Source organism: Streptomyces poriferorum (genome assembly GCF_019399235.1).
GTDB classification, from domain to species: Bacteria; Actinomycetota; Actinomycetes; order Streptomycetales; family Streptomycetaceae; genus Streptomyces; species Streptomyces poriferorum.
On the sequence record NZ_JAELVH010000001.1, the window covers coordinates 56,834 to 71,543 of the forward strand.

Sequence of the window (14,710 nt, forward strand, 5' to 3'; positions counted from 1 at the left end):
GCGCGATCAGATCGCGAGCGCGGTCAGCTCTGCGGTGCGGGCGCGCAGCCGCCCCAGTTCGGCGCCCGGCGCCGTCGCCGGTTCCTGGGCATCGGCGGGCACAGCGTCCGGCTGTACGGCAGTGGGGAGGATGACTTCGTCGTCGCCCAGGACGATGCCCCGGTTGTTGAGCTCGGGACCGAACTTCATCAACGTCAGCCTGCTGACCGGCCCCGCGCACAGCCGTTCGATCGCCGCCGTCAGCTCGTCCGGCTGAATGAGCGGCGCCTGCGCTCCGACCAACGCGCCCCGCTCGCCCTCGGTGGGTGCGTTGTTGAAGCAGTAGCCCAGATTCAGCACCTTTCCGGCAGCGCCGTAGTGGCGTTGCAACGTCGGTGCGAAGGAATCGAGGAACGTGCAGGCGGCCGCGTAGTTCGCCTGCTTGATGGCTTTGAGGTAGGAGTTGATCGAGGACAGGAACAAGGCGAAATCGAGCGACTCTCCGCCGAACACCTGCATGCACCGGACGCTCGCGTCGACCTTGCCGCGCAGCACGTCCTCGAACTGCGCCTCGCTCATCCGCGCCAGGCTCGCCCCCGAGAACACCAGGCCCGAGTGGATGACGCCGTGCACCGCGCCGAACCGCCGGACGATCTCGTCCTTCGCCGCGCGCAGGGACGCAAGGTCGGTCGCGTCGGACTGCAGGTACAGCGGCGCAGGCCCGTCCGCGCCGGTCGACTGCGCGATGGCGGCCTCGACTCGCGCGTCCCGCGGCCTGCGTCCGAGCCACACCACCTGGGCGCGGTACCGGCGGATCAAGTACTCGCTGATGGCCGTGCCTAGGGCGCCCGCCCCGCCGATGATGACGTAGGTGCCGCCCCGACGCAGCCGGGACGACGTCGGCGAGGCCGGCTGAACGGTCATCAGCCGCTGCCCGTGCCACCGGCCGTCGCGGTGGATACGCAGGTTGCCGTCCGGGTCCGCGGCCAGGTCGAGCACCGCGGTGAGAGAAGACGCGTCGTAGTCCTCGACGTCCGCCACCCGCACCCGCCAGTTCGGGTACTCCTTCGCAGCCGACCCCGCCAGACCGGCGACACCGGCGTGCGCCGGGTCGACGACCTCGGCCTCCTGGACGGCGTGCGCCCGCTCAGTGATCAGGGTCAGGCCCAATGAGCGATCGCCGTACCCTGCGGCCAGAAGTGCTTTCACCGTGCGGAAGGCATGCAGCGAGCCGCTGGACTGGCCCTCGACGACGCGCGCACCGGACCGGTCATCCACGGCGCTGGGCGCCACCCAGATCAGATGGTCGAGTTCCGGGACCGACCGGACGGACTTCTCCAGATCGTCGTACGTACTCTGCGAAGGATCCGCGACCACGTGGGCGCCTGGACAGCGCGCGAGGAGAACGTCCCGCGCCTGCCCTGGGGGCGCGATGATGCCCACTGTTTCGGAACTCCGCGGCCACCTCGTGGATTCCGTCTGCCGAAGGGGGTCCCACACCGGCAGCAGCGTGACGGCGCCGCCGTCCGCCGGGTCCTGTGTCTGCTCGGCCCGACGGCCTGCGATGCCTCGCAGACGCAGGCACACCGTGCCGTCGTCGGTCGCGAGGTCGATGTCGATCCGCTCCGCGCCGCGCGTGTCCTCGGCGCGACGTACCAGGGCCCACATCGTGGTCGCGCAGGGGGCGAGGACTTCGGCCGATTTGATGGCGAACACCAACCCGGCCTGATCGCCGCCGTCGAGCAGTCGCATGCACTGCATCGCCGAGTCCACCAGCGCCGGGTGCGGGACGAGGCCGTCCATGGTTCCTGACGCCGCGCCGGGCAGCCGCAGTTCGGCGAGCACCGCGTTGTCGCTCCGATGCACCGCCACGACCCCCTGGAACGTGGGGCCGTAGTCAATACCGCGATCCCGCCACTCGGCGTAGAAGCGCAGGGGGTCGAAGCCGGTGGACCGGAAATCCCGAAGCAGCGCGGGCAGATCGAGCTTCTGCGCGGCCGTCGGCTCCGCAACGGACACCTCGCCCTGGCAATGGAGAACGGGCTCGTCTCCGGCGGACTCCGCCGAGGACACGCTGAACCGGGTCACGTCGCCATCCGCGCGAAGAGCCACCTCCAGTGCGCGCGGCACGCCCGGGACCGCGAGGGGTCGCAGGAAGACGATGTCGTCCATGCGCACCGCGTCGCTCGCGGTCCGCCTCGCCGTCGCGGCGACCCACTGCAGATACATGGCCCCCGGGGCGATCCCGGTTCCCTGCACCTGGTGTTCACGCAGGTAGAACTCGTCGCCGGTGAGGACCACCCCATCGCGCCGCGGCCGGTCGTCTGCCGCCGCGCGGGCCGGCAGCGCATAGCGTTCCCGCTCGAAGGGGTAGCCCGGCAGCGGAACGCGGCGGTAGCGGCGGTCGCGGAACAACTCGGCGAAATCCGGTGCCTCACCGTCGAGGAACTGTTGGGTGAGTGCCTGCAACCTGGCGTCCGCGCGCTGCGCCGGGCTGTCCTGCCCGGAGAGCCAGGCAGTGCACTGGTTCTCCAGTTCCGCGACATCCCCGACCACGCGCGCCCATCGGTGCCGCAGGTGCCTGCGGCCGAGCAGGAGTGTGTGGCTCACCTCGCCGGCGTCGAGGTCCGGGTGCTCGCGGCAGTGACGCGCGAGCCGGGCCACCTGTTCGCGCAAGGCTTGCTCCGTCGCCGCCGACAGCGCGATCAACCGGGCCCCGTCCTGCCTGCTCCGCGGCGGCGTGGGCGGCTTCGACGCCTGTTCGATGACGGCGTGGGCGTTGGTTCCGCTGGCGCCGAGCGACGTGATCGCGGCGCGCCGCCTGCCGCCGTCCGGCACGTCCCACCGCCTCGGCTCCGTGTGCACGAAGAACGGGCTGCCGGCCAACGTGACACTGGAGTTCGTCTCCGTGTGGTGGGGCAGACCGGGGATCATCTCGTGCCTCATCGCCAGCAGTGACTTGATGACGCCGATCACGCCGGCCGCGGCCTGCGCGTGGCCGATGGAGGCCTTCGTCGAGCCGAGCGAGCAGAACCGCTCGGCGTCCGTGAAGCCGCGGAACGCGCGGTCGAGCGCCCGGAATTCCACCGGGTCGCCGAGCTTGGTTCCGGTGCCGTGTGCCTCGACCAGTCCGATCCCCGCGGGGTCGATTCCAAAGTCCTGATAGATCTGCCGGATCAGCTTTTCCTGCGAGGTCCCGTTCGGCGCGGCGATCCCGTTTGTCGTGCCGTTGTGGTTGATCCCGATTCCGCGGATCACGCCGTGGATGTGGTCGCCGTCCGCCTCTGCGTCCGAGAGCCGCTTGAGGATCAGGGCACCGACTCCTTCGGCCGGCACGAATCCGTCGGCCGCCTGGTCGAACGAGCGGCACCGGCCCGCCGGGGAAAGCATCCCGGCCCGCGACGCCGCCAGATACAGCCGCGGCGAGTTCTGGACGTAGACCCCGCCCGCGATCGCTGTGGTGACCTCGCCCGCCCACAGCGCCTGGCACGCCAGGTAGAGGGAGACCAACGAGCTGGAGCAGGCGGTGTCGACCGCGATCGCCGGCCCGTGCAGGTCCAGGTAGTACGCGATGCGGGACGGCACGAGCGAGTTCATGTTGCCCCACAGTGCCTGGCCCGGGTAGTCGGCCGGCACCGTCAGATCCAGGTAGTCGCCCGCAGCGCAGCCCACGTAGACGCCGCACCGGTCGCGGTCGAGCGACTCGCCCGCGTGGCCCGCGTCCTCGAGCGCCCGCCACGCTTCCTGAAGGAACAGCCGCTGCTGCGGCTCCATGTAGACGGCCTCCGCGCCGGAGATCCCGAAGAAGAGCGGGTCGAACTCGTCGACGCCGTCCAGGAGACCGCCGTCCAGGCACACGCTGCCCAGCGACGCGAGGTCCCAGCGGGACACCTTCGAGACGGCGTCCCTGCCGGAGGCCATCAGGTCCCAGAACTCGTCGGCATCCCGGGCGCCCGGAAACCGGCCGCTCATGCCGACGATCGCGACGGGCTCCCGGCCACCGCCCGACGGCCCGGATACCGCGCGCGGCCCGGATACCGCGGACGGCCCGGATGCCGCAGACTGCTCGGACACCGCCGACGGCCCCGGTATCGCGGACAACCCTGACACCGCCACCGACGGCTCGGGCACCGCGGCCACGATGGCGGCGCCCTCCTCGTCGAGGATGAATCGCGTCAGCCGCTTGATGGACGGGTTCTCGAACAGCACGCTCGGATCGAGGCCGGTGCTCAGCGACTCGTTGAGCCGTTGCACCAGGGAGACGCCGGTGAGCGAGTCCAGTCCGTAGTCGGCGAAGGGCTTGTCGGCCGCGAGCTCATCCGCAGTCAGCTTCAACGTCTCGGAGAGGATCCGCTCGACGGTAGCGCGGACGTGATCCTCGACCGAACCGGGCGCGGCAGGCCGCGGTTCCCGGCGCGAACCGGCGCGCGCCAGGATCACCTGCTGGCCCAGGACGCGGGCGGGCTCCGCCAGCAGTTCGACCGTGTCGAACCCGCACTCCCGCAACACTTCGCGCCACGAGTCCGAGGACAGCGCCGGTCCGCCCTGGATACGCCGTCCGTCCGTGGGCCGCCACCACCCTTCGAGAAGCCCGAAGGTCAGGTGCGACCACCAGTCGTTCCGGGCGAGCTCATTGAGTACGAGGACTCCGCCGGGCCGCAGCAGTGCTCTGGCATGGCGCACTGCCTGCACGATGTCCCTGGTGGCGTGCAGGACGTTGTTGGCGATGACGATGTCGTAGCCACCCACGGCAAGTCCCTGTGCGCCGGGCTCCCTCTCCGCGTCGAAGGTCGTGAAGGACAGGTACGGCACGTGGCCGGCGAACCGCCGCTCCGCGTCGATCAGGAACGCCTTCGAAATGTCCGTATAGCAGTACTCAGCGAGGTCGCGGCCCGTCAGCCGGGCGAAGACGCGCTCGCTGGTGCTGCCGGTACCCGCTCCGATCTCCAGCAGCCGGATCCCGGCGCGGCGACGGGCGTCCACCTCCGCGCGCACCGCGCCGGCCGTCACGTCGTTGAAGTAGTCGGCCGTCGCGTTCCCCCGGTACGCCGGTTCGACCAGCTCGAACGAGCCGCCGGGGAACATGACCGCCGTGGCCTTCGTCCGCCCGGACAGGATCGCGGGCAAGGCCTCGATCATGCGCTCGGTCAGGCCGGTCTTGGCCGCCAGCTCAGGATCTCCGGCATGGGCGTCCTTCCACGCGCGCCAGGCGCGCCACGACTGTTCGAGGTCCGGCGCACTCTTCCCGGGTGCCACGAATTCGCCCTCACGCACGAGTTCTCCGTGGCTCAGCAGCACGGTCACCGTACGGTCGAGCCACTGTGCGAAGGACGGCGTGATCCCTTGCCCGATCAGGTCACCCAGGCCGCTCAGGTCACGGCGAACGGGCGCGTGGAAGAGTCCTGCCGCCACGAGCTGTGCGAGCACGAGCGGGCGCGAGAGGCTGTCCATCTCGTCTGTCGCGGACGTGCGACCGGACAGGAACGCTTCGACGCTCTCGGGCCCGGCCGCGGCCACGAGCGACGATGCCGCGTCGAGCGGTTCGGTGGCCCGGGAAACAGACACCGCCTCGGCGGTCGGCCAGAACCGTTTCGCAGCGAACGGATACGCCGGCAGGCTCACCCGCACCGGCGGGTTCGTGCCGTGGTAGGCGTGCCACTCGACGTCGATGCCGTTGACCCACAGGGGCGCGATCCTGTCCCACTTCCCGTGTTCGAGCCACCCGGCGACCACGTCTCGCAGCTCCCCGGGGCGATCGAAGAGGCCGAGCAGCTGGTCCTCGGGCCGTCGGGCCGTACCTTCGAACACCGCTCCGCGCGCCCCGCGCTCGACGTACTCCTGAAGGGTTGCGATCAGCCCGTCGACGTCGTTCGCGACGAAGACCACTCGTTCGGTCATCGCCCGCCGCCCGACCTGCAGCGTGTAAGCGAGCGACGCCAGATCGCCTTGCGCGTCCCGGTATCCCGGCAGGAACTCCAGAAGCTGCCGCGCGAGGACGCCGAGCCGCTCCCCATCACGGGCCGAGAGGACGACTGCTTGGGGTCCGGGTCGTCCGGCGGCCCGCGCACCGATCGGCGCTTGTTCCAGTACCGCGTGCGCGTTGGTGCCGCCGATCCCGAAGGAGCTCAATCCGGCCCGCGCGGGCTCGTCGCCGTCCAGCGGCAGATTCCGGTCGGCCACGAAGAACGGCGACTCGTCCCACTCGATCTCCGAGCTCGGCACGTCGCAGTGCAGGGTCCGCGGAACCTCGCGGTGCCGCAGGGCCAGGGCCACCTTGATGAGGCCGGCGATCCCCGCGGCCGCGTCCAGGTGGCCGATGTTGCTCTTGACCGAGCCGATGCCGCAGTACTGGCTGCGTGCCGTGTGATGCCGGTACGCCTCGGTCAGAGCCGCAACCTCGATGGGATCGCCGAGCCTCGTGCCCGTGCCGTGCGCTTCGACGTAGCTGATCGTCGACGGGTCCACGCCCGCCTTGTCCAGCGCCTTGCGGATCACCTCGGTCTGGCCGCGCATACCGGGCGCGTAGAAGCCTGCCTTGTCGCCGCCGTCGTTGTTCACCGCGACGCCCCGGATCAGGCAGTAGATGTGGTCTCCGGCAGCGATCGCCTCACTGGCGCGCTTGAGGACGACCACGCCGACACCTTCACCGCCGGACATGCCGTCGGCGCCGTCGGCGAACGCGCGGCTGCGCCCGTCGCTCGAGAAGTTCAGGCCCGGCTGGTGCACGTATCCCAGCTCCCCCGCGGAGAACAGGCTGGCCGCGCCGACGATCGCCTGGTCCGCGTCGCCGGCCAGGAGTCCCTGACAGGCGACGTGCACCGCGCTCAGCGCCGAGGAGCAGTTGGTGCTCACCGCCATGCTGGGGCCACGCAGGCCCAGCTTCGTGGAAATCATCGTGGGTACCGTGCCGCCTTGCGCGAACAGCCAGGCGGCGTAGGTCTCAGAGCTCTCCAGGACCCGTGGGCCCGACGCGTTCGCCATCAGAGCCGGGAGCAGGGCCTGGTAGAAGTTCGTGCTGGTGGACGTGGTGACGCTGGTCTCGGGAACGTCCTCCGGGCGGTAACCGGCATCCTCCAGCGCCTGCCACGCGTGCTGCAACAGCAAGCGCGCCTGTGGGTCCATGAACTCGGCGTCGCGGGGGGAGATGTCGAAGAACGCCGCGTCGAACTCCGCCCTGCCGTCCACGACCGACCGCTGCGACACGTATCCGGGTCGGGTGATCAGCTCCTCCGGCACTCCGAGCGCGCGCAGTTCCTCGGCCGACCATGATGTGCCGCCACTGCGTCCCTCCACGAGCGCGGACCAGAATTCGCGGTGATCCATGGCGCCCGGGAACCGGCACGACATACCGATCACCGCGATCGAGTCATCAGGCCGGGCACCGGAGGCTGCCGGAGTGGCATGACGCGGATCAGGGTGCTGCTCGGGCTCGGCCGGCTGCGCAGCAGGTGCCTGTCCAGCAGGCAGCAGCCCCGTCAGGTGCCGGGCCATCGCCGCGACGGACGGGTGCGCGAAGACGCTGGTGGGTCGCAACGAGCAGCCGAACTCACGGTTGATCGCCGTCACCGCTTCGATGGCCGCGAACGAGTCTCCGCCGATGTCGAAGAAGCCTGCGGAACGATCGATATCGCGCGAGCCGAGCACCTCTTCGAAGATCCCGCGCACGGTCCGCTCGATGTCAGGCCGCTCGATGTGAGGCGCGGCGACCGGGCTGTCGGCGGCCGGGAGCGGCACCGTCCGGGCGGCCTCGGTCAGCTTCGCCCGGTCGATCTTGCCGTGCGCCGTGAGCGGAAAGGCGTCCAGGGCCACGAATGCGGCGGGCACCATGTAGGCGGGGAGGGTCTTGGCGAGCTCCGCGCGCAGCAGAGCGGCGTCGACCGGCGCGTCCCCGCTCCCGGTGCAGTAGGCCGTGAGCCTGTCCGACAGGCCGGCATGCTCGAGCAGCACGACGCTTCGGCCGATCTCCGGGCGGGCATTGAGCACCGCCTCGATCTCGCCGAGTTCGATGCGATGGCCTCGCAGTTTGACCTGGTGGTCCATCCGGCCCAGGACGACGATCTCGCCGTTCGGCAGTCGGCGCGCGAGGTCGCCGGTCCGGTACAGCCGTCCGGGAGCGAACGGGTTGTCCAGGAAGCGCTCGGCCGTCAGCTCCGGCTTCCGGTGGTAGCCCAGGGCGACCCCGTTGCCGGCGATGTGAAGCTCACCGGTCACGCCGACAGGTAGCGGACTCATGTTCCGGTCGAGGACGTACAACTGGGTGTTCGCGATGGGGCTGCCGATGGTCACCGGCTCCTCACGGCGCAGCCGCTTGGCCGCTGACCAGATGGTCGTCTCCGTGGGGCCGTACAGGTTCCAGGCCTCGCCGCGCTCCACGAGTTGGTTCTTCAGGCCGTCGGGTAACGCCTCGCCGCCACACAACACCTTGACGCCCTCGGTGTTCTGCCACCCGACGCGCACCAGCATGGCCCAGGTCGCCGGAGTGGCCTGCATGACGGTGGGCCGCCATTCGGCGACCTTCTCGGCCAGCAATGTGGCATCGGCGGTCGTGGCCGATTCACAGACGCAGACCTGCCCGCCGGTGATCAGCGGGAGGAAGAGCTCCAGGGCGGCGATGTCGAAACTGTGCGTGGTCAGGGCCAACAGCCGATCGTGGGACGCCATACCCAGCGTGCGCGCCATGGCCAGCACGAAATTGGTCAGCGCCGTGTGCGGAACCACGACGCCCTTGGGCTTCCCCGTGCTGCCCGAGGTGTAGATGATGTACGCGGCTGGAGGTGCCGAGGCTTGCGGGTCCGGCGAATCGGCGGTCGTCTCCCCCGCCGCCGCCCATGCCTGGGCTACCTGATCATCCTGACGGTCTGTCGGGTACAGCCTCACCTTCGGCGTCCCCATGGCGGCCAGCCTGTCCATCACCGCCTCATGGCAGATGACGAGTTGTGCGCCGCTGTCCTCGACCATGTAGGAGAGGCGTTCGGCCGGCAGCCGGCCGTCCAGGGGCAGGTACACCGCGCCGAGCTTCATGACGGCGAGGAGGGCCACGACAAGGTCGAGCGACCGTTCGTAACAGACCCCTACGATGTCCCCGGGGCCAACACCTTGACGCGCCAGCGCCTGCGCCAACGCCGAGCTCCGGTCAGCGAGTTCGCGATAGGTGAGAGTCCGCTCCCCGCAGGTGACTGCCGGGGCGCCCTGGTTCGTCTCTGCCTGCTCCGCGAAGAGATCCCAGCACGTCCGATGCGCGGGAAAGTCGGCCTCGGTGCGGTTCCACGTCTCGATGACGAGGCGACGTTCCTCGTCGCCGAGCAGGTTCAGCCTGCCTATCGGCGACCGGCCGTCCGCGTCGAGGACGCTGTCCACCAGGGTGGCGAAGTGTTCTGCCATGCCCGCGACGGCATCGGCCGAGAAGGCGTCGGGGTGGTATTTCCAGTTCACCAGGAACCCGTCACCGGGAGCCACGTCCACCGTGAGGTCGTACTCCCCCAACTGGTAAAGCCCGTCGACGAGTTCGAACTCCCTCTCGCCGGTGGCGCGGGCCCGCTCGCCCAGGTATCCGGAGAGAGCGGAATCCTGGTAGTTGTACACGACCTGATAGAGAGGCGACCGCGGATTCACGCCCCGGGCACCGAGATCGCCCACGATCCGGTGGAACGGGTAGGTCCCGTGCTCGAGTACTTCGAGCACCGTGGACTGCACGCGCCGGGCGAACGCCGTGAACTCCTCGGAGGCGTCCGGCCTGGTCCGGACGGGCAGCGTGTTGACGAAGTAGCCGACGACCGGGTCGAAGTGCTCCGTCGGGCGCCCGGCAACCGGCATCCCGATGACGAGGTCCTCGCTTCCGGTGTACCGGTGCAGCAAGGTCAGGAAGGCCGCCAGGAAGAAGATCCCCGGGCTGATCTCATGCGAAGCGGTGAAGGCCGCGATGGCGGCGGCCTGCTCCTTCGGCAGCCGGCTGGTGTGCACCTCACCCGAATGCAGCGCGTCCGGCGCCAGAGCCACCTGCGAGGGTAACCCTGTGAGGACGCCCGCGCCGGTGAGCTCCCGCACCCAGAACCCGCGGTCCTCCTCGGCGCGCTCACCGGCCAGTACGTCCCGCTCCCACGCGACGAACTCACCGAAGGAGGCGGAGCCCGCCTCGATCGGCACGTCCCGTCCCTCGATCCGCGCCCGGTACGAACTCAGCAGCGTGTCGATGACGAGACGCCCCGACACTCCGTCAATCACGAGGTGATGAACGACCAGCAGAACGTACGCCTCGGACGCGGAGCGACGCAGGACAGCCAGCCTGGTCAAGGGATCACCGGCCAGGTCGAACGGCCGCCGCGCCCTCTCCTTCAAAAGGTTCAGCACTCGCCCGGACGGGATATCGGAGATGTCCACGTGATCAACGCGGAAGCCGTCCGCATCTCCGTGGGACAGACGCGGCCCGTCATCCGTCTCGCGCACTGTGGCCGAGAGAAGCGGATGCCGGGAAAGCGTGTCGCGGAATGCCGCCTGAAGCGCCGTGGTATCAACGTCCGCAAACGAAAGACACACGGGAACGTTGTACGCGTACGTCTCCGGCTCCATCTTGGCAAGCGCCCACAGGCCGCGCTGCCCCTCGGACAAAGGAATGTCCACGAGCCTGTCGAGCTCGGCCAGTACCCTCGTCGTCGACATCTCGCCGTCGGCATATATGCGGGCGAGTGCGCGAAGGTTCATGACGGACTCCTTCCTGCCACACCACCGAGGCATGACGCTGTGGCAAAAAAACGCGAGCGAACGCACGAACTCTGCCCAGCCCGCACGGAGCGGGCTTCCAGTTGTCTTCCGACTCCCACTCCTGCACCCCGCCGACTACGACCGTTCCTTGAACATCGTGGTCGACCATCCGGCCCCTTCACCGGGCCACGCCCCCGAGCGGCTCCCGCAGCGGCACCGTCCCCGGATTCCGGGCGCCGAAGATCAATTGGCCTTGTGATTCGACGTACAGCACCTCGACCGGATCCCACGCGGTGGTGTCGAGCGGCTCAGGATGGTCCGACCGCTTCGGCACGCTCACCAGCGCGTCGGCCGGGTCGAACGACCAACTGTGGTGGGTACAGGTGCGATTGCGCATCGAGCCAGAATCGGCGCGGCACACCAGAGTTCCGGAGTGGGGCACAAATCCGGGCGGGTGCGGTTCCGGGCGAACACACGGCCCCACTCCTGACGGTAGCGTTCCGTATCGGTGAACACGGCACGGTCCACCGGTCCGCCCTCGGCGTCTACGAGCCCCGAGAGGTCGATCGAACGCGACATCTCGGCCGGGCGCTCGATGCCTGCGCGCAGCAGCGAACAGCAGGCGCCCACGGATACGGCCGTCGGTGTCATGACAATCAGTATGTCCCGCACACCGTTGCGTGTTCTCACGTTCGATTCGATGTGGGACACATCACTTTTGCGTTTCGGCGAGCGTGGAGTACGTGGTGCATGCTGCCGCCGTGAGTCATTTCCTGACCGATCCACTTGCCGGCCTCATGCCTATCGAGAGGCCTCAGCGACTGCCTCGATCACGACGTCGATGCTCGTTATGGGCGTCACGGCTACGGGGGCCCTCCTGCAAAGCATCCGGCGAAGGGCGGCAGCAACGGCCGCGCATGTTGTCTGCCGCCCGGACTACGTCAGGCATCTCGGTCAACAGCGCGGGGGCCTCGGCCGGGCGGGCAGGTCGAGCTCTGCGAAACCGAGGTACGAGCGGCGCAGAAGCACGGCAGCAGTAACCGCCGGCGGATCCTGCCTGCGACCTCGGAACTGGACGCGGAGTGCACCGGCAGGTGCGGACGCTACCGAATCCGTTCAGCAGGCGCGGACGCGGACGCTGCCACGAGGAGGGCGGAGCGCCCCGCTTCGCCCAGCGGCTGTGAGGTGCAGCCGGTCCATCCGGCCACAGCAACCACGTACCTGGGCCCAGCGCGGCCCCAGGCCGGCCCGCAACGCCAGGATTTGGAGCCGACGGCTCTGAACGACCCGTCTCGCCAACCAGTACTTCCCTGGCACGCATAGGCCGGGCGGTCATCGGGGAGGGCGTGAAGTCCCCCGGCAAGCCGGGGCAGGAGCGAGGCGGCATGATCGCGTGGCGACGATCCATGAAGGATCGTCGCCACGCAGCGGACTGAAGTCGGAGTCCGGACGCTGGTCCTCAGACCTCGGTCTGGCACCCGGGATCACGGGTGCAGTGCTCGTCGAATCCGTGACGACGCCCATCACAGCAGCGGGGGCGGCACATCTCCGGAAGCCGTTCCGGATGAGCGCCGTCTCCCCGCCGCCGCCGCGGTGACCGGGCCGGCGGGCCCGTCCCGGTCACCGTGGCCCCCGGGGAGGTCAGCGCTGAAGGGAGAGGACGCCCGGCCGCCACGGCAGTTGGTCGTAGGGGCCGCCCGCGGTGGGAGATTTCCCCTGGTAGAGGAGTTGCAGGTTGCAAGGATCGATCGTCATGGTCTGATCCGGGTTCCCCCGGACCAGGTCACCGTGGCTGATGTCGTTGGTCCAGGTGGCACCGCTGTTGGCCTTGCCCGCGAAGGGGTTGCTCTCGGTCGCGGCCTGCGGGGCCCATGACCCGTTCAGACCGGAGGCAGTGAAGGAGCGGAAGTAGCGCCCGTTCGCACCCATTGCCTCGACGATCATGAGGTACTGGTTCTGGCCCTGGACCTTGTAGACCTGTACGCCCTCGAACAGGTTGGCCTTGGTGTCGCTCATGACCGTCGTGTACGACGAGCCGAAGTTGCCCGGGAAGTTCCCGATCGGCATGCTCGCCCGGTAGATCTTGCCGTTGTCGCCGGCGAAGAACAGGTACATGTTCTGGCCGTCGGCGATCAGGGTCTGGTCGATCGGTCCGGTGTCGGAGCCGGAGATGCTCCCGGTGAACAGCGGCTGCGGTGACGACCAGCCATTGGGGTTGGTGGGGTCGCTCGACGTGCGGTAGACGAAGGGCGACGCGCCCCACTGGTACGCCAGCACCCAGATGTTCTTGGGTGCGAAGTAGAACAGCGTGGGTGCCACCGCGGCCTGGCTCATCCCGCTCTGGCCGGCCGACGCCATGTCCGACCAGTTCGTGAAGGGACTGAACATCATCGAGCCGTACGACGATCCCGACACGTTCGAAGCGTAGACCAGGTGCTTGCCGTTGTAGGTCACGGTGGTGAAGTCCTTCACCGCCGCCCACCCGTTCGCAGGCTGCGCCAGCACACCCGTCGACGACCAGCGGTACGTCGACGGCAGGGAACACGAGCCGTCCGTCGGCGGCGTCCCGGTCAGACCGCTCCATTTCTGGTTGCTTCCCTGGTTGCACGTTCCCAGCTGCACCGCCGTTCCGTTGGCCGTGGCGGCGCCCGCGGCCTCCAGGCACAGCCCTGACTCCACCCCGGTGACCGTGCCGTCGGAGTTCACCCTCCACTGCTGGTTCGCACCGCCGGAACAGCTCCAGATCTGCACCCGGGTCCCGGCCGTGGTGGCGTGACCGGGGACATCCAGGCACTTGTTGCCGTACACGGTGAGCTGGTTGGCATCCGTCGACGTCCACTGCTGGTTGGTTCCACTCCAGCAGTCATAGATCTGCACGGACGTACCGTCGGTCTGGACGGCGCCCGGCACATCGAGGCACCGGCCGGAAGCGGCCTGGCGCAGGGCGCCGCCGGCAGCCGCCTGAGCCGGGGTGGCGACGAGCATCGCCGCCAACGCGCCCAGAGCCGCGATCACGGCGGCGAGCACAGCAGATGGATGCCTGCGACTGAAAGTTCGTCTGCTCATGGGGACTTCCTCAACCTTGAGTAGTTGCACAACAGACTTGACGGGACCATGACATGGACATAGCGCGACTCCTCGCGTCGCTACGTTCGGACGGCGCACCGAGCGCGAGCGCGATGCGGCGGACTACGTGAGTTCGACATACCGAACATCGGTCGACGTGTCGGGCAATCTGAATGATAGGGAGCCGGTGAGCGGCGTCAATACCTCTCGCACGTGTCGCCGCAAACGTCGAAACATGCGAGGACCCTCATGCGCGAAGAGTCGCATGTCAAACCGCAAGGTGATCGCGGGCAATGAGGACCGACACTCTTGGCCCGCACCGACACCCCCGACACCAGCCCTGCACCATACGCAGGCGGTGTCATCGGAGGCGCACCACCCGAGGCGACACATTCTCGAAATTTTCGAATCGCCAGCAGAAATATTTCTCGCCTAAGTATTGACGGCGCATCTCTGCGGCCTCAATCATTCCTGTCTAGTGCCGCGGCGGGCAACGTTTGCCCGCCACGGCACCAGCGCTCGCCCGGTGCCCCAGTGAGCAGTACCAGGCGGCACTTCACTTCCGCGCGTCCTCATCGTCGAAGATGCCTCCCCGGCGGGGAAAGCGGTTGATCGGTACCACTCGGCAGAGGTCCTTCGAGCACGTCGAGCAGGCTGTGGGCGGCAAGCGGGGTGATGTCGTTTCCGTTGCGCGCAGCGCGGGTTCCCGTTGTGCAGACCATCAGTTCCGCGGCGAGATCGTCCCGACCCGCGCTGCAAAGACGGAACGGAGCACGCCTCATGTCGATCCTGGTCAGCCCAGGAAACTCAGAAGCACCTGACGGTTGGCATTGTCGAGGTTCGTGTCCACCAACGCCCGTTAAGACAACCTCGGATTGCCGGAGACCGCGGGCTCCACGTCACAGGCCACAGAAGGCGAAGGAGGCCTTCAAGCACTGGCTCCTGGAAGCGCGACGCGCCCTCTCCA

The 14,710-nt window shown here is 68.7% G+C and carries 3 protein-coding genes; all 3 read right to left on the minus strand.

Features of this window, described 5'->3' with window-relative positions; translation table 11 throughout:
• Nucleotides 1-6: 6 nt before the first annotated feature.
• Nucleotides 7-10,677: a non-ribosomal peptide synthetase gene (locus tag JGS39_RS00110; RefSeq protein ID WP_219566396.1), complete on the minus strand. Its 10,671-nt coding sequence runs from the start codon at nucleotides 10,675-10,677 to the stop codon at nucleotides 7-9.
• A gap of 178 nt (nucleotides 10,678-10,855) precedes the next feature.
• Entirely contained in the window at nucleotides 10,856-11,074 is a 219-nt protein-coding gene (locus tag JGS39_RS00115) for a Rieske (2Fe-2S) protein (RefSeq protein ID WP_219566397.1), read from the minus strand.
• 1,244 nt (nucleotides 11,075-12,318) lie between these two features.
• Nucleotides 12,319-13,743, minus strand: a complete 1,425-nt coding sequence (locus tag JGS39_RS00120) for a non-reducing end alpha-L-arabinofuranosidase family hydrolase (protein WP_219566398.1) — start codon at nucleotides 13,741-13,743, stop codon at nucleotides 12,319-12,321.
• Nucleotides 13,744-14,710: the final 967 nt, after the last annotated feature.